The sequence below is a fragment of the Streptomyces sp. WM6372 genome (genome assembly GCF_001279655.1).
Taxonomy (GTDB): Bacteria; Actinomycetota; Actinomycetes; order Streptomycetales; family Streptomycetaceae; genus Streptomyces.
Genome location: NZ_LGDB01000200.1, coordinates 1 through 19,987 on the forward strand (window position 1 = coordinate 1; position 19,987 = coordinate 19,987).

The 19,987-nt window shown below is 73.2% G+C and carries 14 protein-coding genes and 2 pseudogenes; 12 read left to right on the top strand and 4 right to left on the bottom strand.

Annotated elements, in window-relative coordinates; all coding sequences use genetic code 11:
* The 5 genes and pseudogenes from ADK52_RS24420 to ADK52_RS24440 form a co-directional block, all read left to right on the top strand.
* Positions 1-1,278: pseudogene (locus ADK52_RS24420) on the top strand (serine/threonine protein kinase); the annotation flags it as partial.
* 124 nt (positions 1,279-1,402) lie between these two features.
* Positions 1,403-3,040, top strand: coding sequence for a serine/threonine-protein kinase (locus ADK52_RS24425; RefSeq protein WP_053691986.1), 1,638 nt, complete (start codon positions 1,403-1,405; stop codon positions 3,038-3,040).
* Between the two features lie 93 nt (positions 3,041-3,133).
* Entirely contained in the window at positions 3,134-4,762 is a 1,629-nt protein-coding gene (locus tag ADK52_RS24430) for a succinic semialdehyde dehydrogenase (protein WP_053691987.1), read from the top strand.
* Between the two features lie 83 nt (positions 4,763-4,845).
* Positions 4,846-6,675 (top strand): GMC oxidoreductase, encoded by a 1,830-nt coding sequence (locus ADK52_RS24435; protein WP_053691988.1) that lies wholly within the window; start codon positions 4,846-4,848, stop codon positions 6,673-6,675.
* Between the two features lie 192 nt (positions 6,676-6,867).
* Positions 6,868-8,520, top strand: coding sequence for a hypothetical protein (locus tag ADK52_RS24440; protein WP_053691989.1), 1,653 nt, complete (start codon positions 6,868-6,870; stop codon positions 8,518-8,520).
* A 286-nt stretch (positions 8,521-8,806) separates the two neighbouring features.
* Here the strand turns inward: ADK52_RS24440 and ADK52_RS24445 are convergent.
* A pseudogene (locus ADK52_RS24445) lies at positions 8,807-9,103 on the bottom strand (chorismate mutase); the annotation flags it as partial.
* A gap of 316 nt (positions 9,104-9,419) precedes the next feature.
* On the opposite strand from ADK52_RS24445, the gene guaA reads away from it, so the two are divergent.
* The 4 genes from guaA (at position 9,420) to ADK52_RS24465 (ending at position 13,881) form a co-directional block, all read left to right on the top strand.
* Positions 9,420-11,012, top strand: a complete 1,593-nt coding sequence (gene guaA, locus ADK52_RS24450; protein WP_053691991.1) for a glutamine-hydrolyzing GMP synthase — start codon at positions 9,420-9,422, stop codon at positions 11,010-11,012.
* A gap of 117 nt (positions 11,013-11,129) precedes the next feature.
* The gene (locus ADK52_RS24455) at positions 11,130-11,936 is read left to right on the top strand and encodes a class II aldolase/adducin family protein (protein ID WP_053691992.1); all 807 of its coding nucleotides are present in this window, start codon (positions 11,130-11,132) and stop codon (positions 11,934-11,936) included.
* 153 nt (positions 11,937-12,089) lie between these two features.
* Positions 12,090-13,340, top strand: a complete 1,251-nt coding sequence (locus ADK52_RS24460) for a hypothetical protein (RefSeq protein ID WP_420714932.1) — start codon at positions 12,090-12,092, stop codon at positions 13,338-13,340.
* A 19-nt stretch (positions 13,341-13,359) separates the two neighbouring features.
* Positions 13,360-13,881, top strand: a complete 522-nt coding sequence (locus ADK52_RS24465) for a TQO small subunit DoxD (RefSeq protein WP_053691994.1) — start codon at positions 13,360-13,362, stop codon at positions 13,879-13,881.
* Here ADK52_RS24465 and ADK52_RS40455 read toward each other — a convergent pair.
* Positions 13,806-14,051, bottom strand: a complete 246-nt coding sequence (locus ADK52_RS40455; protein WP_078988568.1) for a hypothetical protein — start codon at positions 14,049-14,051, stop codon at positions 13,806-13,808. The two genes, ADK52_RS24465 and ADK52_RS40455, sit on opposite strands and share 76 nt — an antisense overlap.
* Positions 14,038-15,393, bottom strand: coding sequence for a PspC domain-containing protein (locus tag ADK52_RS24470; protein WP_053691995.1), 1,356 nt, complete (start codon positions 15,391-15,393; stop codon positions 14,038-14,040). The genes ADK52_RS40455 and ADK52_RS24470 overlap by 14 nt, the downstream gene beginning before the upstream one ends.
* A 131-nt stretch (positions 15,394-15,524) precedes the next feature.
* Between ADK52_RS24470 and ADK52_RS24475 the strand changes: the two genes are divergently transcribed.
* From ADK52_RS24475 to ADK52_RS24485, 3 genes are all read left to right on the top strand, one after another.
* Entirely contained in the window at positions 15,525-16,820 is a 1,296-nt protein-coding gene (locus tag ADK52_RS24475; RefSeq protein WP_053692078.1) for an ATP-binding protein, read from the top strand.
* Positions 16,817-17,512: a LuxR C-terminal-related transcriptional regulator gene (locus ADK52_RS24480; RefSeq protein ID WP_030154804.1), complete on the top strand. Its 696-nt coding sequence runs from the start codon at positions 16,817-16,819 to the stop codon at positions 17,510-17,512. The genes ADK52_RS24475 and ADK52_RS24480 overlap by 4 nt, the downstream gene beginning before the upstream one ends.
* A 94-nt stretch (positions 17,513-17,606) precedes the next feature.
* Entirely contained in the window at positions 17,607-18,719 is a 1,113-nt protein-coding gene (locus ADK52_RS24485; protein ID WP_053691996.1) for an alpha/beta hydrolase, read from the top strand.
* Between the two features lie 57 nt (positions 18,720-18,776).
* On the opposite strand, the gene ADK52_RS24490 is transcribed toward ADK52_RS24485, so the two are convergent.
* Entirely contained in the window at positions 18,777-19,856 is a 1,080-nt protein-coding gene (locus tag ADK52_RS24490; RefSeq protein WP_053691997.1) for a C40 family peptidase, read from the bottom strand.
* Positions 19,857-19,987: the final 131 nt, after the last annotated feature.

Genomic DNA, 19,987 nt, shown 5'->3' on the forward strand with positions numbered 1-19,987 from the left:
ACCCCGGCCCCGGCCGCGTACCCCCTCCCCGAGCGGCCGGGCGCCCACCCCCGCCCCGGCCAGGCCGGACCGCAGGGCGCCGAGCGCCGGGAAGCCGGGGGCTGGGGCGAGGGCGGGCTGCGGGGGCTGGGGGCCGAGCGGGCCCGGCTGACCCGGATGGCCGTGGTCGGGGCCGTCACCGAGCGGTGGGCCCCCGAGCAGGCCGGTTCCGTCACCGGGCCCTGGCAACTGGCCGCGCCCGTCGGGCCCGCCACCGACCTCTGGGGGCTCGGCGCGCTGCTGTACCGCGCCGTCCAGGGGCACGCCCCGTACCCCGAGGACAACGTCACCGAGCTCGTCGACATGGTCTGCGCCGAGTCCCCGGCCTTCGCCGAGGAGTGCGGCCCGCTGCGCCCCATCGTGGAGTCGCTGTTGCGCCAGGACCCCACCGAGCGCCCCGACTTCGAGGAGCTCCGCGGCTGGCTGCGCTCGCTCGTACGCTCCGCCCCCGAGCCGGACGGCGGCTCCGCCGTGCTCCCGACGCCGGAGCCGGATCCCGCGCGGCTTCCCGTCGTACGCCGGCGGGGCGACCTGCACGGCCGCCACCGCAATCCCGCCGCCTCCCGCAAGCCCCGCTCCCTCGGGCGCACCCTCCTCCTCGGCGTCCTGGTCCTGCTCGCCGGGGCCGTGGCCTACGCCATCCTCTTCCTGCCGAGGAGCGAGGAGCAGCAGCCCGCCGCCGTCGCCAAGCCCCCGGCGCAGTCCCAGTCCCCCCGCTCCCCGTCCGCCCCGGCGCCGGCCTCGGAGTCGCCCAAGTCCTCGCCCAGCCAGGCCGCCCCCGCGCCCGCTCCCCCCGGCTACACCACCCAGCAGGACCCCGAGCACTTCGAGATCGCGGTCCCGAGCGGCTGGGAGCGGCGCGGGATGAACGAGGCCGGGCAGGTCCGGTACACCGACGGGGAGTACGTCCTGACCGTCGTCCCCGGCCGGGACAAGGTCGACGGAAACCCCGACCCGGCGACGTACCAGAAGGACAAGGAGCCGGAGCTGGCCCCGTACCGGTCCTCCACCTGGGCCAGCGGCGGCGACGTCAAGACCACCAAGGTCGGCAGCCAGCTCCGCGTCACCGGCCGCTACACGTGGATCGACGGCAACGGCCGCAGCGTCGTCGCCCGGAATTTCGTCGTGGCGCTCGGCGGCAGCTACCACGTCGTCATGGTGACGGGTCCGCAGGACGGTGAGGGCAAGGTCACCGAGGTCTTCGAAAAGGCCACGGGGAGTTACAAATCGGGTGGTTGAGGCCGACTGACGGTGACTCAGTACGGCGATTGCGTCACAGTGCTGCCGGAACCGAGCCTTCACGGTTCCGGCAGCCCCGGGCGCTCCGTAATCTGGCCCGAAGTGCACAGAGTGGCGGGGTTTCGTGGAACAGCAGACAGGTGCGGGCGCGGTGCTCGCTGGCCGGTACCGGCTCGTGGAGCCCATCGGCAGCGGCGGCATGGGCAAGGTGTGGCGCGCGCATGACGAGCTGCTGCACAGGACGGTCGCCGTCAAGGAACTGACGGCGGGTCTGTACGTGGCCCAGGCCGACCGGGAGGTGCTGCACGCCCGGACCCAGAAGGAGGCCCGGGCCGCGGCCCGGATCCAGCACCCGGCGGTCGTGGTGGTCCACGACGTACTGGAGCACGACGACCGGCCGTGGATCGTCATGGAGTACATCGACGGCCCCTCCCTCGCGGACGCGGCCAAGGCGGCCGGCCGGATCGAGCCCGCCGAGGCGGCCCGGATCGGCCTGCACGTCCTGGGCGCTCTACGCGCGGCACACGCGGTCGGCGTCCTGCACCGGGACGTCAAGCCCGGCAACGTGCTGCTGGCCAAGGACGGCCGGGTCCTGCTCACGGACTTCGGGATCGCCGCGATCGAGGGCGACTCCTCCATCACGCGGACCGGCGAGATCGTCGGCTCCATCGACTACCTGGCCCCGGAGCGGGTCACCGGCGGGACCCCCGGCACCGCCTCCGACCTGTGGTCGCTGGGCGCGACCCTGTACACGGCGGTCGAGGCGCGCTCGCCCTTCCGCCGCACCTCGCCCATCTCCAGCCTCCAGGCCGTGGTCAACGACGAGCCGCCGGCGCTGCGCCAGGCGGGGGCGCTCGGCCCGGTCATCACGGCGCTGCTGCGCAAGGACCCCGCCGAGCGGCCCTCGGCGCAGGAGACCGAGCGGATGCTGATCGAGGCGATGGAGGGCCGGCCGCCGAAGGCGGCGCAGGCGTACGTACCCACGCGCGCGGTGACTTCGGAGGAGCTCGCCGACGCCGCCGAGGAAACGAAGCCGGAGGCGGAGCCCGTTCCCGCGCCCGCCCCGGCCGCCGATCCGGCGCGCACCGCCGCCCTGCCCGAACAGCCCGGCCCCGCGCCGGCGCAGGCGACCGGTGGCGGCTGGGTCAAGCGGGCCACCGCCATCGCGCTCGTGGCGGCGCTGGTCGGCGGCGGAGCCGTCTTCGGCGTCCTGAAGTTCACCGCGGAGGACGCTGGCGACGGCGGCACCGACAAGAACGCGAGCGCCCCCGACCAGCAGGACGACGGCGACGAGGCCGCCCCGCCCGCCGGCTACACCAAGGTCGTCGACCCCCTGGCCGGCTTCACGCTGTTCGTCCCCGACGGCTGGACGCGCAAGGCGAACGGCGACCAGATCGACTACACCCCGGACGACGGGAAGCACTTCATCCGGATCGCCTCCGACTCCACCCCGGACTACCAGGACCCGTACGCGCACCTGCTCGACCTGGAGAAGCAGGTGCAGAAGCGGACGGACTACAAGAAGGTGCGGCTGAACCAGAACACCTTCCGGGACAGCACCCGGGCCGCGCTCTGGGACTTCACCTGGACGGAGAAGCAGAACCACCCGGGTCCGCGCCGCGCCAAGGAGCAGATGTACGTCGCCCCGGACGGCACGGAGTACGCGGTCTACATCTCGAGCCCGATCGCCGACTGGGCCAAGACCGAGCAGCAGTTCGACGTCGTGCTCAGCGGCTGGAAGCCGCCGGCCGAGAAGCCCTGATTCCGGCATCCTGCCAGCGATCGCTGGCAGAAATGGCAAAATCCGGTTACCGACGGGTACCCAAAGCCCCCCGGGCGGAATACGCTCACCGCCATGACGGACTCGCAGGCCCCGGCCCCCCTCCGCAGCGCACCGCAGCCCACCAACCCGGTCGCCCCCGCCCCGGCCGGTGCCCGTACCGCCGCCGACGTGGTGACCCCCGACCTGGTCGCCCGGCTCACGCGCGGAGTGATCGGCTCCGGTCGGACCGCCAACCACACCCCCTTCACCGGGGCCAAGCTGGCGGACCTCCCCGAGGCCACCCCCGAGGACGTCGCCGCGGCCTTCGACCGGGCCCGCGCCGCCCAGGGCGCCTGGGCCGCCGTCCCCGTACGCAAGCGGGCCGCCGTACTCCTGCGCTTCCACGACCTGGTCCTGGCCCGGCAGGCCGAGGTGCTCGACCTCATCCAGCTGGAGACCGGCAAGGCCCGCCTGCACGCCCACGAGGAGGTCCAGGCCGTCGCCGTCGCGGCCCGCCACTACGGCCGCAAGGCCCCCTCGTACCTGCGCCCCAAGGGCCACACGGGCGCCATCCCCACCCTCACCAAGGTCACCGAGCTGCGCCAGCCGCGCGGGGTCGTCGGCCAGATCGCCCCCTGGAACTACCCCCTCGAACTCTCCGTCGGCGACGCGCTGCCCGCCTTCGTCTCCGGCAACGCCGTCGTCATGAAGCCCGACACCGAGACCGCGCTCACCGCCCTGTGGGCCCGCGACCTGCTGATCGAGGCCGGACTGCCCGCCGAGGTCTTCCAGATCGTCCTCGGTGACGGACCCGTCATCGGCCCCGAGGTGGTCCGGCACGCCGACTACGTCTCCTTCACCGGCTCCACCCGCACCGGCCGCGAGGTGGCCCGGGGCGCGGCCGCCCGCCTGGTCGGCGTCACCCTCGAACTCGGCGGCAAGAACGCCATGCTCGTCCTGGCCGACGCCGACATCGAGAAGGCCGCCGCGGGCGCCGTCCGCGCCTGCTTCTCCTCCGCCGGCCAGCTCTGCATCTCCATCGAGCGGCTCTACGTCCACGCCTCGATCGCCGACGCGTTCGTCGAGCGCTTCGCCGCCCGTACGAAGGCCATGCGGCTCGGCGCCTCCCTCGCGTACGGCGCGGACATGGGCTCGCTGGTCGGCGAGCGCCAGCTGGAGACCGTGCAGCGGCACGTCGACGAGGCCGTCGCCAAGGGCGCCACCCTGGTCGCGGGCGGCGCGGCCCGCCCCGACATCGGCCCGCTCTTCTACGAGCCCACCATCCTGGACGGGGTCGAGGCGCCGATGGCGGTCTGCGGCGAGGAGACGTTCGGCCCGGTCGTCTCGATCTACCGGTTCACCGACGAGGACGAGGCGATCGCGCAGGCCAACTCCACCGCGTACGGACTCAACTCCAGCGTCTGGACCAAGGACGCCCGCCGCGGCCACTCCGTCGCCGCCCGCCTGCGCACCGGCACCGTCAACATCAACGAGGGCTACGCCCCGGCCTACGGCAGCGCCCAGGCACCCATGGGCGGCATGAAGGACTCCGGCCTCGGCCGCCGGCACGGCTCCGAGGGCATCCTCAAGTACACCGAGGCCCAGACCGTCGCCCACCAGCGGCTGCTGCCGATGGCGCCCTCGCTGGGGATGGACGACGAGAAGTACGCGGCGTTCATGACCCGCAGCCTCAAGGTCATGAAGACGCTCGGATTCCGTTAGGCACGACGGGCACGACGGGCACGACGGGCACGAAGGCACGAAGGGCACCAAGGCCAGGGCACGACCGCCGGGGAGGCAACGCAGTGTCGGACCACACCGACGAGTACGACTACGACGTCATCGTCATCGGATCGGGCTTCGGAGGGTCGGTCTCGGCGCTGCGGCTCACCGAGAAGGGGTACCGGGTCGGCGTCCTGGAGGCCGGGCGCCGGTTCACCCGCGAGAGCCTGCCCCGCAACAGCTGGGACCTGCGCAACTACCTGTGGGCCCCGGCCCTCGGACTGTTCGGGATCCAGCGGATCCACCTGCTCGGCAACGTGATGGTGCTCGCGGGCGCCGGGGTGGGCGGCGGCTCGCTCAACTACGCCAACACCCTGTACGTGCCGCCCACCGCCTTCTTCGAGGACCGCCAGTGGGCGTCCATCACCGACTGGCGCGAGGAACTCGCCCCGTACTACGACCAGGCCAAGCGGATGCTCGGCGTACGCCTCAACCCGACGATGACCCCCTCCGACGTCCACCTGAAGGCCGCCGCCGAGAAGATGGGCGTCGGGGACTCCTTCCACATGGCCCCGGTCGGCGTCTTCTTCGGCGACGGCGCGGACGCGGACGGCGCCGGCGGCGCTGACGGCGACGGCGGCGACGGCGCCCGCACGGCCCGCCCCGGCGAGGAGGTCCCCGACCCGTACTTCGGCGGCGCCGGCCCCGCCCGCAAGGCCTGCACCGAGTGCGGCGAATGCATGACCGGCTGCCGCCACGGCGCGAAGAACACCCTGAACGAGAACTACCTCCACCTCGCCGAGCGCGCCGGAGCCGTCATCCACCCGATGACCACCGTCACCGCGCTAGCCGAGCACCCCGACGGCGGCCACCGCGTCCGCACCGTCCCCACCGACGCCCGCCGCCGGGGAGCCGCCAAGGAGCTGCGCGCCCGGTACGTGGTCGTCGCGGCGGGCACGTACGGCACCCAGACCCTGCTGCACACCATGAAGGACAACGGGCTGCTCCCGCGCATCTCGGACCGGCTGGGCGAGCTGACCCGCACCAACTCCGAGGGCCTGGTCGGCGCGCAGACCGACGACCGCCGCTACCGCAGGCGCCACGGCGCGGCCCCCGGGGGGAAGCAGCGCGCCGACTTCACCCGGGGCGTCGCGATCACCTCCTCCGTGCACCCCGACGCCGACACCCACATCGAGCCCGTCCGCTACGGCAAGGGCTCCAACGCCATGGGGTTCATGACCGTCCTCCAAGTGCCGTACAGCAGGCACCGGGTGCGGGCCTGGTTCGCCCGGACCGCCAGGCACCCGGTGCAGCTGGCGCGCTCGCTCTCCAACCGGCGCTGGTCGGAGCGGACGATCATCGGGCTCGTCATGCAGTCGCTGGACAACTCGCTGACGACGTACCGCAAGCCCGGCGGCCTCGGGAAGGGGCTGCTCACGGCCCGCCAGGGGCACGGCGCCCCGAACCCGGTGCAGATCAAGGAGGCCACCGAGGCGGCCACCCTGCTGGCCGAGGAGATCAACGGCTTCGCCGGCAGCAACATCGGCGAGCTGATGGGCACCCCGCTGACCGCGCACTTCCTCGGCGGCTGCCCGATCGGTGCCGGTGCCGAGGAGGGCGTGGTGGACCCGTACCACCGCCTGTACGGGTACCCGGGGATCTCGGTGGTGGACGGCTCGGCGGTCTCCGCGAACCTCGGCGTCAATCCGTCGCTGACGATCACGGCGCAGGCGGAGCGGGCGATGTCGTACTGGCCGAACAAGGGCGAGCGGGACCCGCGGCCGGAGCAGGGCGCGGCCTACATCCGCCTGGCGGCGGTGGAACCGGCCCGTCCGGCGGTCCCGAAGGAGGCCTTCGGCGCGCTGCGGCTGCCGCTGCTGCTGCCGGTACCGGAGGTTCCGAAGAAGGCCTGACACGTGTCGCGGCGGCGGGTTCTGCGCTCCCCCTCCGAGCGCAGACCCCGCCGCCGCGTACATAAGTGACAGGTGATCAGTCCGGATGGTTGCATGTGATGCCCGTCACCCTCCGGAGGGGGCAACCGAGACCCGTACTCGGCGGTCTCGATCTTCATGGACAAGCGCATCTCCCTTTTGGCCGCTACTGGCTTGGCGGCGCTGAGCCTCGGCGCGGCCGCCCCCGCGCTCGCCGCGGAACCGGTCTTTCCGCTCGGCGGCCCCTCCGCACTGGTGCTCCAGCCGTCCCCGGACACGGGCGCCTCGAAGGAGCGCACCCTTCGCTACGAGCTGGCCTACGTGGGCCCCGGGAACAGCTTCCCGGGCGAGTTCACCGTCACCGTCGACCTGGCCAAGGCCGCCGGGGTGGCGTCGGTCCGGCTCGACCCGGCCAAGCCCCGGCCGAACTGCACGACGAGCGCCACCGCGATCGTCTGCAAGCAGCAGGGCCTGTCGGTCGGGACCGGTGGGAACGGCAACAGCTTCGACCTGCTGGTATCCGCCGCCAAGGACGCCAAGAACGGCGCGAGCGGCGAGATCGCGGTCACCGGCCGGGTGGCGGGCGCCGGCGTCACGCCGGTCACCACCAAGCTGACCGTCGGCGGCCCCGACCTGCACCTGGGCGAGCTGAAGCCCAAGGCCGAGGTGACGGCCGGCGAGCAGCAGGACCTGCCGCTGGCCTTCGCGAACCGCGGCACGCTGCCCGCCAGGTCGGTGGCGCTGGAGCTGGACACCTCGGCGGGCCTGGAGCCGGCGGAGACGTACGACAACTGCCGGCGACAGGACCACGGCGGCATGGGCGCCACCACCGTGTGCCTCGTCGAGGGCGAGTTCCTGCCGGGCGAGTCCTACCAGCTCGCCCCCGACTCCCCGCTGCACCTCAAGACCACCGACCGCGCCTACCAGGACCGGCTGCGGTACGGGGTCGTCCCCGACCCGGCGCCGGTCAAGGACGCGACCGAGGGCAAGCCGGCGGCGACCGGCAAGAAGCTGAAGCTGGTCAAGGCGTCGGCCGCGGTGCCGGTCACCGACTCCAACCTGGACGCGCGGGACGCTCGCCGCGCCGAGGACACCGACCTGAACCCGCGCGACAACGAGCGCGCGTTCGAGTTCACCGCCAAGGGCGCCCGGGCCGACTTCGAGGCGGTCACCGCCGCGCCCTCCGGCAAGGTGGGCGACACGGTCGTGGCCGAGCTCGGCTTCCGCAACAAGGGCCCGGCCGTGATCAGCCTGCGCTCGGGCGAGAGCGTGGCCCGTACGGACATCGTGATGCCGGCCGGGGTGCAGGTCACGGACGTGCCCCGGAACTGCCGCGCGGCCAACGCGGACGGGAGCGACCGCGCGGAGCAGCTGGGCGCGCCGCGCTACTTCTGCGACGGCGGGATCTTCGCGGACGTCCCGGGTACGTACACCGGCCGGTTCTCGATGAAGATCGAGAAGGCGGTGGCGGACGCCAAGGGCTCGGTCACCGTCGGCGAGCCGGTCGCGGGCGGCACCAAGCCGCTCGCCTTCGACCCGGTCGCGGGCAACGCCAAGGCCGTGTTCGCGGTCGAGGTCAAGGGCGGTACGAGCCCGAGCCCGTCCGGCTCGGCCTCCGCGTCGCCGTCCCCGTCGGCCTCCGCCTCGCCCTCGGCGTCGGTCTCGCCGAGCACGTCCACGTCCGCGTCCGCCGCCGGCGCCACGGGCGGCAACCTGGCCTCGACCGGCAGCTCCGTCGGCCCGATCGCGCTGGGCGCGCTGGGTGCGGTGGCCGTCGGCGGTGCGCTGTACGTGGGGGTGCGCCGCCGCTCGGGCGGGCACGCGTAGGCACGTAGGCAGGTGGAAGCAGAGAACGGCCGGCCGGGGGCGTCCCCCTGGCCGGCCGTCCTATTTCGGGGTGACCGGGCTGCTGTCCCCTGCCGTCCGGTCACGCGAGGGAGCGAGGTCCCACGACGTACCTCCCGAGGGGCCGTACGTCTCATCGCTCCCGAAGAGCCACGCGTGGTGCTGCGGTCCCGCGCCTGGCTGACGCGGCCATCCACACCAACGAAGGGCGCCGGGGCCGGTCACGGTCCGGACGGGTGAAGAACGGGCGCAAGGCCCGCAACGGGCCTCAGACCCGGCCGCGGCACAGCTCCAGCAGCGTCATCGCGAGGGTGGTCCCCGGCTTGCCGAGGGCGTCGCTCCAGTGCGCGAGCACCTCCATCTCGCGCGAGAGGTGCACCCGGCGGCCGCCCGAGGCGATCCGGGCGTCCTGGATGACGGTCGAGACGGCCATCCGCTCCTGGATCAGCCCGATGATCCGGTCGTCGATGGCGTCGATCCGCTCGCGGGACTCGGCGATCAGCTGCGCGGGGGTGGTGGTCACGGTCATGTTCTTACTCCTGTGGGTCGTCCCGCCAGGAGCGGAAACGCCAGAGCGCCCCGGTCCTGGCGGACCGGGGCGCTCTGGGAAGTCAGCGGCTCAAGCGAGCATCACACGGACCCATGGCGACCGGACCGGCCGGTGCCATAGGTAAAGAGGAAGCTCAGCTGCTTGCGCATGAACCGGATTATGTCCGCCCACCGCCCTCCGGGCCAACCCGGCCCGGATCGTGAGACGCCCCGTCCGAAGGGGTCGACGGGCGTCACGGTGACGTGGGCCTCGGATGGTGCGACAAAGTGACGGCCGGTGCCACCGGTAGAATCGACAAAACAGCCACCCTCTTCCGCCGGAAGGCCGCCCCGTGCCAGAAGCACCCTCCGCCGCCCACGACAGCGCCCCGGACACGGTTCTCGTCGTCGACTTCGGCGCCCAGTACGCCCAGCTCATCGCCCGTCGCGTCCGCGAGGCACGGGTCTACAGCGAGATCGTCCCCAGCACGATGCCGGTGGCCGAGATGCTCGCCAAGGACCCGAAGGCGATCATCCTCTCCGGCGGCCCGTCCTCCGTGTACGAGGAGGGTGCCCCGCGCCTGGACGACGCCCGCGCGCTCTTCGAGTCCGGCGTCCCCGTCTTCGGCATGTGCTACGGCTTCCAGCTGATGGCGACCACCCTCGGCGGCACCGTCGACAACACCGGCGCCCGTGAGTACGGCCGTACGCCGCTCGCCGTCTCCAAGGCCGGCTCCACCCTCTTCGAGGGCACCCCCGAGAACCAGTCGGTGTGGATGTCCCACGGCGACGCCTGCTCCGCCGCCCCCGAGGGCTTCACCGTCACCGCGTCGACGAACGTCGTCCCGGTCGCGGCCTTCGAGAACGACGCGAAGAGGCTGTACGGCGTGCAGTACCACCCCGAGGTGATGCACTCCACGCACGGCCAGCAGGTGCTGGAGCACTTCCTCTACCGCGGCGCCGGCCTGGAGCCCACCTGGACCACCGGCAACATCGTCGAGGAGCAGATCGCGGCCATCCGCGAGCAGGTCGGCGACAAGCGCGCCATCTGCGGCCTCTCCGGCGGCGTGGACTCCGCAGTCGCCGCGGCCCTCGTCCAGAAGGCCATCGGCTCCCAGCTGACCTGCGTGTACGTCGACCACGGCCTGATGCGCAAGGGCGAGACCGAGCAGGTCGAGAAGGACTTCGTCGCCGCCACCGGCGTGCAGCTGAAGGTCGTCGACGCGCAGGAGCGCTTCCTGACCGCGCTGGCCGGGGTCTCCGACCCGGAGACCAAGCGCAAGATCATCGGCCGCGAGTTCATCCGCGTCTTCGAGCAGGCCCAGCTGGAGATCCTCCAGGAGGACGGCCCCGCGGTCGCCTTCCTCGTCCAGGGCACCCTGTACCCGGACGTCGTCGAGTCCGGCGGCGGCACCGGCACCGCGAACATCAAGTCCCACCACAACGTGGGCGGTCTGCCCGACGACATCGAGTTCGAGCTCGTCGAGCCGCTGCGCCAGCTGTTCAAGGACGAGGTCCGGATGGTCGGCCAGGAACTCGGCCTGCCCGAGGAGATCGTCCAGCGCCAGCCCTTCCCGGGCCCGGGCCTGGGCATCCGCATCGTCGGCGAGGTCACCAAGGAGCGCCTGGACCTGCTCCGCGAGGCCGACGCCATCGCCCGCCACGAGCTGACCGCGGCCGGCCTGGACCGCGAGATCTGGCAGTGCCCGGTCGTCCTGCTCGCGGACGTCCGCAGCGTCGGCGTCCAGGGCGACGGCCGCACGTACGGCCACCCGATCGTGCTGCGCCCCGTCTCCTCCGAGGACGCGATGACGGCGGACTGGACGCGCATGCCGTACGAGGTGCTCGCGCGGATCTCCACCCGCATCACCAACGAGGTGCCGGACGTGAACCGCGTCGTCCTCGACTGCACGAGCAAGCCCCCGGGCACCATCGAGTGGGAGTAGTCCCCGCCCGACGCCCGTGACGAAGCCGCCGTTCCCCCGGGAGCGGCGGCTTCGCCGCGTGTATGGCCACTTGGCGCGGCCGCCGGTACCTTGCGCGGCGAGCCGAAGGAGGGGGTCATGCCGGATCAGCCCGAACCCGTACCCGTACCGCCGGTACCCGCGCCCGCGCCCGCACCCGTACCCGCGCCCGTACCGGTGGACCGGCTGCGGTTCGCGCTGCCGCCCGTCCACACCGGCCCGGACGAGGAGCGCGCGTACCGCAAGGAGCGGCTCGCCGGGGCGCTGCGGCTGTTCGGCCGCCTCGGGTACGAGGACGGGGTGGCCGGGCACATCACCGTGCGGGACCCGGAGTTCGCGGACTGCCACTGGGTGAATCCGTTCGGGCAGGCCCTGTCCGCGCTCACCGCCGACGACCTGCTGCTCGTCGACGGGGACGGTCGCGTGCGCCGGGGCGCGCGCCGGGTCAACGAGCTGGCCTTCGCCGTGCACGCGGCCGTGCACCGGGCCCGCCCCGACGCGGTGGCGGTGGTGCACGCGCACGGCCCGTACGGCAGGGCGCTGGCCGCGCTCGGGGAACTGCTCGCCCCCATCAGCGAGGAGGCCTGCGCCTTCTACGAGGACCACGCGCTCCTGGACGGGTTCGCCGGACCGCAGGACGGCGGGCGGATCGCCCGCGCCCTGGGCCCGTACAAGGCGCTCGTCCTGCGCAACCGCGGGCTGCTGACGGTCGGCGGCTCCGTGGACGCGGCGGCCTGGTGGTTCATCGCGGCGGAGCGGGCGGCGCAGGTGCAGCTGATCGCGCGGGCCGCCGGGAAGCCGGTGCCGATCGACCACCGCGCGGCGCTCGCCGCGCGGGAGCGCTTCGGTACGGATCTCGCCGCCTGGGTCAGCTACCAGCCCCTCTGGCAGACCGTCGCCCCCTGACCCGGCTGGGCCGGGCGGGTGGCGTCAACATCATGAACGGTTAATCACCTGCTCTGACATCGTGCGCAATCCGGAGCACTGCCGCAGTGGTGCACAATTCGCTGGCATTGCACCGTAGTTCAGAGAGGCGGCACGCACGTGGCTGTCCAAGAGATGTCCCGAAGCACCCACGGCGGCGCCTGCACCTGCGACGACTGCCCGCACGGCGCGCAGGAGGGACACCGGCGCGCCGTCGCCGCGTTCACCGAGAAGCGCGACGAGTTCGCGGCCGGCCAGGGGCTGCCGGCCGCGGTGGCCCGGTCCGCCGGGGCCTCCCGGCAGTGGGTCTCCGACGAGCTGACCCTGTCGGCCCGTACGGTCGCCGACCGGGGCCGGGAGGCCGGCAACTCCTGGCTGTACCTGTTCTCGCGGCGGGCCGTGCTCGCCGTGTGGATCGCCGCCGGGGTGCTGCTGCTCGTGCAGGTCGGCACCGCGCTCGGCACCGGCTGGTCCACGGCCCGCACCGCCGGGCTGCTCGCGGCGGTGGTCCTGGCCGGGCTTCTCACGGTCGCGGCCCGCGCCCAGTCGCTGCGCGGCGGGCTGCTCGCCCCGCTGGTCGGCGAGGACAACCGGCTGTCCACCTCGAAGGCGGTGCCGAGCGCCTGGGTGGTGCTGACGGCGTTCGCCGCGCTGCTGCCCGCGCTGCGGCTGGCTGCCTCGCCGCCCGGCCCGGAGCGGCAGGCCCTGTACGCGGGGCTGGCGCTCGGGCGGGCGCTGCCGCTGCTGGCGGTGGTCGCGCTGACCTCGGCCGTGGCGGTGCTGGTGCGCCGGGTGGTCACCGTACGGATCATGGGCCAGCGGATGCAGAAGCTGCCCGCGGACCGGCCGCGCGGGGTGGACCTCCTGACGGACGACGCGGGCCGGGGGAGCTTCCCGGACGCGCAGTACGTCCTGGTCTCCATGGTGGTGCTGGCCTACGCGGCGGTGTCGATGGCCCGGTTCCCGGACCGGCTGCCGCGGCTGCCGTGGGCGCTGGCCATGCTGGTGGCCCTGTCGGCGGCGGTGTACCTGGCGGCGAAGTTCGCCGAGGTGACCCGTCCGCTGATCCTGTCGGTGGTGCGCAGAAGGGAGCCCGGCGACCTCGACGCGGCCATCCGGCCGGGCGACGACATCGAGATCCGCGGTGTGGGCTTCGTGCCGCCCGGGGCGCAGACGCCGGAGATGCTGGCCCGGTTGGTCGTACGGGTCGGGTCGGTCCACGTGCACGTGCCGCTGGTGCCGGTCGCCGGCGGGTTCACCAACCCCTCGGACGCGGCGCTGACGGTGCCGGTCCCGGCGGAAGTGGAACCCGGGCGCATCGAGGTGCAGGTGGTGACGGCCGCCGGAGTGGAATCCAACCGCTGCACCATCGACGTGGCCGAGTGAACCGGGGTACACATGGGACGTGACCCGAACTGATGTCCCTTCCGGCCGTTCCGGACTGCGGGAACAGGCCGCCCGGTACGCCCTGCTGCCGCTGCGGATCTTCCTCGGCGTGACCTTCGTCTACGCGGGCCTGGACAAGCTGACCGACCCCGCGTTCCTGTCCGCCTCCGGCGCCGGCTCCATCGGCGAGCAGATGCACGGCGTGCGCGACACCTCCGCGATCCCCGCCCTGGTGGACTGGGCGCTGCTCTCGCCCGTCGGGTTCGGGGCGGTGCTGGCCGTCGGGGAACTCCTGGTGGGCCTGGGCACCCTGGTCGGCCTGCTGACCCGGATCGCGGCCACCGGCGGAGCGCTGATCTCGCTCAGCCTGTGGCTCACGGTGTCCTGGCAGGTGACCCCGTACTACTACGGCAACGACCTGGTCTACCTGATGGCCTGGATCCCGATGATCCTGGCCGGTGCGCCCTACCTCTCGCTGGACTCGCTGATCCGCTCGCGCGGTTCGCGGACCCGGTCGCGCCGGTCCCGGCGCACGGCGTAGGTCACCACCCCCACCAGCGCGGCCAGGCAGAGCCCGCCCATGGTCATCGGGATGACCAGGAACCAGGGCAGATCGGCCTCCCCGGTCGCGTCGAGCAGGTACAGCACGCCCGCCGCCACCAGGATCAGGCCGGCCAGCAGCCGACCGGGCTGGAACTCATGACGCGGCACGGGCCACCTCCACCTGTCCGACACCCGCGTTCAGGTGCAGATCGATCGTTCCCCCGGCCTCGGTGCCGGCGGGCGGCTTCAGGGTCGCCTGCTGGGTTTCGCCGCCGCTCTTGATGCGCACGTCCTGGCTGGTCTCCCCGGGCATGTGGATGTCGCCCAGCTTCACCGAGACGTCGGCCTGCGCGGTGACCTCGCGGGGCACGATCACCTTGAGCCGGCCCGCTTCCACGGTGGCGCGGACGGACAGCGTGGTGCCCTTCGGTACGTCCAGCCGGCTCAGGTCCAGCGTGGCCAGCCCGGTGCCCGCCGTGTAGACGGGCTTGACGTCGGCCACCGCGGCCGGCCGCCATTCCACGGACTTCCAGTCGGTGCCGATCTCGCGCGGCAGCGCGGAGGCGCCGGCCAGCAGCCCGGCGGTGATCATCGCCAGCAGGACGGTGCCGAAGCCGGTGCGGCCCTTGACCGAGCTGACCGCGAGGCCGAGCCCGAAGACGGCGAGCGACGAGGCCAGGCCCATCTGCAGCGCGTGCGAGAGGGTGCTGCCCTGCCAGACCGCGGCGGTGGCGGCGCCCCCGGCCAGCAGGGCCAGGACGAACACCCGGCCGCCGATCCCGCCGCGCGGGACCTTCGGGGAAGCGGCCCGCTCGGGAGCGCCCGGGGCGCGGCCGCCCCCGATGTTCCGCGCGGCGTTGGCGTCGGCGGATTCGTCGGGCCCCCACAGGTACCCGGTGGATCCCACGGGGCCGGTCGTACCGTCCTTGACCAGCGGGTCCCGCCACCAGGACGGGCTGCCGGGCACGGGCGGCGCCTGGGTCTCCGGCGGGGCCGGGCGGTGCGCCGCCTGCGGCTCGGCCTCGGGGGCGGCGCCCTTCCGGCGGCGCTGCGACCAGTACGCGGCCCCGCCCAGGGCCAGGATGACCAGGACGGAGAACACCGCCAGCCCGCCGTTGTCCAGCATCGACAGGAACAGCGCGCAGCCGACCAGCGCCGCGAACACCGCGGCCAGGGTGGCGCCCTCGACGCGGCCGGTCAGCAGCTTCTTCGCCTCGCTGTCGTCCTCGCCCTCCACCGGCAGCAGCAGCCACGCGAAGCCGTAGAAGATCAGGCCGACCCCGCCGGTGACCGCGAGGACGCCGAGCACGATCCGGAAGATCACCGGGTCCAGGTCGAAGTACCGGCCGAGGCCGCCGCACACGCCCGCGAGGACCTTGTCGCGCTTGCTGCGGCGCAGCGGCGGCCGGTCGGTGGCGCGGTCTGCGAGCCGGTCGCCGGGCGGCGGTGCCGTACCGGTGCCGGTGCCGGTGCCGGCACCGGTCGGCGGCGGGGAGTCGTGCTTGGTCATGGCTCCATGGTGACAATCCGCCGCGCCCCGCGGCACCGGGTCCGACCCTGGCGCAACCCTGATATCCCCCCGACGGAACTGGGGGGCTGCCCTGATGTCCCGTACGGCGCCCGCGTGTGACCATCAATGGCATGCCCGTCTCCACCGCCCCCCGTCCCCCGCACGCAGCGGACGCCGACGAACCGCCCCAGCGCAAGCTCTACCGCAGCGCCGACGGCCGGATGCTCGGCGGTGTCGCGCGCGGTCTGGCCGGGCACCTCGGGCTGCCGGTCGTCTGGGTCCGGCTCGCGTTCCTCGGCCTGTTCATGTGGGGGGACGGGCTCGGCGTACTGCTGTACGCCGCGTTCTGGGTCTTCGTACCGCTGGGGGTCGGCGGGCGCACGGGCCACCGCTCGTTCTTCGAGACCCTCTCCGACGGCAGCCGCCGCCTGCGCAAACCCGACCGGGGACAGATCACCGCCCTCATCGCCCTGTGCGTCGGCGCCGGCATCTTCATCTCCAAGGTCCAGCTCGGCGGTACCTCCGGCCGGTACGTGTGGCCGACGCTGCTGGTCGGCGCCGGTGTGGTCCTCGTATGGCGCCAGGCCGACAACGCCCGCCGCGCCCACTGGGGCGCCGCCGGCGGGCGCAACGCGCGCCTGCTCCAGATGGCCCGCGGGTTCGCCGGGGTCGCCCTGGTCGGCGTCGGCCTGACCGTCTTCATCGTCGTGCGCGGCTCGGCCGCGCAGCTCGGCAACGTACTGACCGCCGCCCTCGCCGTCCTCGTCGGCACAGCCCTGCTCGCCGGCCCCTGGCTGATCCGGATGACCCAGGACCTCTCCGAGGAGCGCCTGATGCGCATCCGGGCCCAGGAGCGCGCCGAGGTCGCCGCCCACGTGCACGACTCGGTGCTGCACACCCTGACCCTGATCCAGCGCAACGCGGAGGACGTCGGCGAGGTGCGCCGCCTCGCCCGCGCGCAGGAGCGGGAGCTGCGGAACTGGCTGTACAAGCCGGAGGGCACCGGCAAGGACGAGGCCGAGGAGCCCACCACCCTCGCGGAGGCCGTCAAGAAGACGGCCGCCGAGGTGGAGGACCACCACGGGGTCCCGATCGAGGTCGTCGTGGTCGGCGACTGCCCGCTCGACGAGAGGCTCGGCGCACAGGTCCAGGCCGCGCGCGAGGCGATGGTCAACGCCGCCAAGTACGGTGGCGAGGGCGGGCCGGTGCAGGTGTACGCCGAGGTGGAGGGGCAGACGGTGTTCGTGTCCGTACGGGACCGGGGGCCGGGCTTCGACATCGACGCGGTACCGGACGACCGCATGGGCGTACGAGAATCGATCATCGGCCGGATGCAGCGCAACGGCGGGACCGCACGGCTGCGGTCCGCGCCCGACGGCGGCACGGAAGTCGAACTGGAGATGGAGAGGGCGGCGAACGCAGCATGACCGAGGAGACGACCGGCAGCGCGGCAGCGGACAGGCACGTCCGGGTGGTGCTCGTCGACGACCACCGGATGTTCCGCGCGGGCGTGCAGGCCGAGATCGGCGAGACCGCCCGGACCGGGGTCGAGGTCGTCGGCGAGGCGGCCGACGTGGACCAGGCCGTCACCGTCATCACCGCCACCCGGCCCGAGGTGGTCCTGCTCGACGTGCACCTGCCCGGCGGCGGCGGCGTCGAGGTGCTGCGGCGCTGCGCCCCGCTGATGGCGGCCGCCGAGAACCCGGTGCGGTTCCTGGCCCTGTCGGTGTCGGACGCCGCCGAGGACGTCATCGGGGTCATCCGGGGCGGCGCGCGCGGGTACGTCACCAAGACCATCACCGGGACCGACCTGGTGAACTCGGTCTTCCGGGTGCAGGAAGGGGACGCGGTGTTCTCGCCGCGGCTGGCGGGCTTCGTGCTCGACGCCTTCGCCTCGACGGACGCGCCTCCGGTCGACGAGGACCTGGACCGCCTCACGCAGCGCGAGCGCGAGGTGCTGCGGCTGATCGCGCGCGGGTACGCGTACAAGGAGATCGCCAAGCAGCTTTTCATCTCGGTGAAGACCGTGGAATCCCACGTCTCGGCGGTGCTCAGGAAGCTCCAGCTATCGAACCGGCACGAACTGACCCGCTGGGCGACGGCGCGCCGCCTGGTGTGACGTCCGCGCTGGTCTGAGGGCCGCGCGGGTGTGACCGACGCCGCAGGGGGCGGGGGCAACCGCGCGGTGCCGCGGCGCCCTCTTGGGTGGCGTGATGAGCTTGACGGGGTTTCCCCTGTTCGTGACGGCGATCGCCCTGACGGCGATCGCCGTTCTCCTGCCGCTGGCCGTGTGGAGCAAGGTGCGCGGCCCCGCCGTCGTACGCGTGTCGACCCGGGCCCTGATGGTCGTTTTCGCCCAGGTCACCGCCGTCGCGCTGGTGTTCATCTCGGTGAACCGGCAGGAGAACTTCTACGCTTCCTGGGGCGATCTGCTCGGCACCGGCAAGTACGTCACGGCCGCCCCCGACCTCGGCGCGGACGGGCTCGGCGGGAAGAAGGCCGCGGAGGTCAAGGCGGAGCCGAAGGTCCTCCAGGACTTCCAGCCGGTCGAGGGCCTCGGCGGCCGGGTCAAGAAGACCGAGCTCGACGGCAAGATCTCCGGGGTCAAGGGCGACGTCATGGTGTGGCTCCCGCCGCAGTACGACGACCCGGCGTTCAAGAACAAGAAGTTCCCGGTGGTCGAGCTGATCCCGGGCATACCGGGGACGGGCAAGTCCTGGTTCCAGGGGCTCAAGGCGGCCGAGGTGCTGGAGCCGCTGATGAAGAGCGGCAAGGTGCAGCCGTTCATCCTGGTCTCGCCGCGCGCCATGCTGCTGGGCAACGGCGACACCGGCTGCGCCAACATCCCCGGCAAGGTCAACGCGGACAGCTGGTTCAGCGTCGACGTCCGCAAGATGGTCGTCGACAACTTCCGGGCCTCCGACGAGGCCCGCACCTGGGGCGTGGCCGGGTACTCGGCGGGCGCGTACTGCGCCGCCAAGCTGGCGATCCTGCACCCCGACCGCTACAGCGCGGCCGTCTCCCTGTCCGGCTACAACGACCCGGGCCAGGAGCCCACGTCGCTGGTCGCCCAGGACCCGGAGATGCGGCGCACCCACAACCTGAAGGCGCTGCTCAAGGCCGCGCCCGCGCCGCCGGCGGTCTCGCTGTGGATGTCGGGCGCCGAGCAGGACGGTTACCTGTCCGGCACGGACCTCAAGGCCATCGCGCTGACCCCGACCGCGGTGCACGCGGAGAAGGTCACCGGCGGGCACAACCTCGACTCGTGGTCGAAGCAGCTCCCGCAGGCCTTCACCTGGCTGACCGCACAGGTCAAGGCGCCGTAGGGGCCGGGCGCCGCGGGGCCGTCGGGCCGTCGGACAGCAGGGCCGTCGGGAGCGGGCTCACGCCGGGCGGGAGGCGCCCGCCCAGGGCATCGAGTCGATCGGCGCCACGCGGACCGTCGACCCGGGGCGCGGGGCGTGGATCATCTGGCCGTTGCCGATGTACATGCCGACGTGGGTGACCCCGGAGTAGAAGAACACCAGGTCGCCGGGGGCCAGCTGGTCGCGGGAGATCCGCTGCCCCGCGTTGATCTGGGTGTAGGTGGTGCGGGGGAGGGAGACCCCGGCCGAGCGCCAGGCCGCCTGGGTCAGGCCGGAGCAGTCGAACGAGCCCGGTCCCGTCGCGCCCCAGACGTACGGCTTGCCGATCGCCCCGTACGCGAAGGCCACCGCGCGGGCGGCGCGCGTACTTCCCCCAGCTACCGCTGGGAGGTGCCCCCATCCGGACGGCGGCGGCGGGGTCGTGGCACGCGGACCGGCCGGGGCCGCGCCGCCCGACTGGGCTTCGTACGCGGCCCGCTCCTCTGCGGTGAGCTTGGCCAGCAGCCGCTTGGCGGCGTCGAGCTTGCCCTCGACGGTGGCCTTGTACCCGGCGAGTTCGCCCTCGCGGGCGCGCAGGTCGGCGAGCCGGCCGGAGGCCTTGTCCCTGAGCTGCCCGACCTCGTCGAGCTGCCGTCGTACGGAGGAGACCTCGGCGGCGCTGCGGTCGCCGGTCCGGGTGAGGAAAGAGGCCTGGTCCAGGTAGTCCTGGGGGTTCTCGGCCAGCGCCAGCCGCATGGCGGGCCCCAGGCCGCCGGTGCGGTACTGGCCGGCGGCCAGGGAACCGAGCGCCCGGCGGGCGGTGTTGAGCCGGTCGGTCTTGCGGGCGGTCTCGTCGCGCAGTGCGTCGAGCGCGCGCTGGGCCTCGTCGGCCTGCTCCTTCGCCCCGTTGTACCGCTCGGCCGTTTCCTCGGCCTCCTCGTAGAGCCGGTCGACCTCGGCCTTCACCTGGGAGGGCGTCTGCTGGGGGTCGGCCTGCGAGGTGCCTTCGAAGGCGGTGGCGGTGGCAGCGCCCGCGAGGGCGAGCGTCGCGGCGGTCCGCACGGTGCCGCGGGAGAGCGGATGGAGCGGGCGCTGCCTGGGCTTTCGGTGACTGGCCACGAGGGCCTCACGTCCTTCCTCGCTCGGGAGCTCGGTGCTTGGAGGAGGACGCTAGACCGGAAGGTAACGGTCGGATGACGAGATGATCGCAAGTGCCCCGACGTGACCTGACGTGAACGGATGTGGCTGTT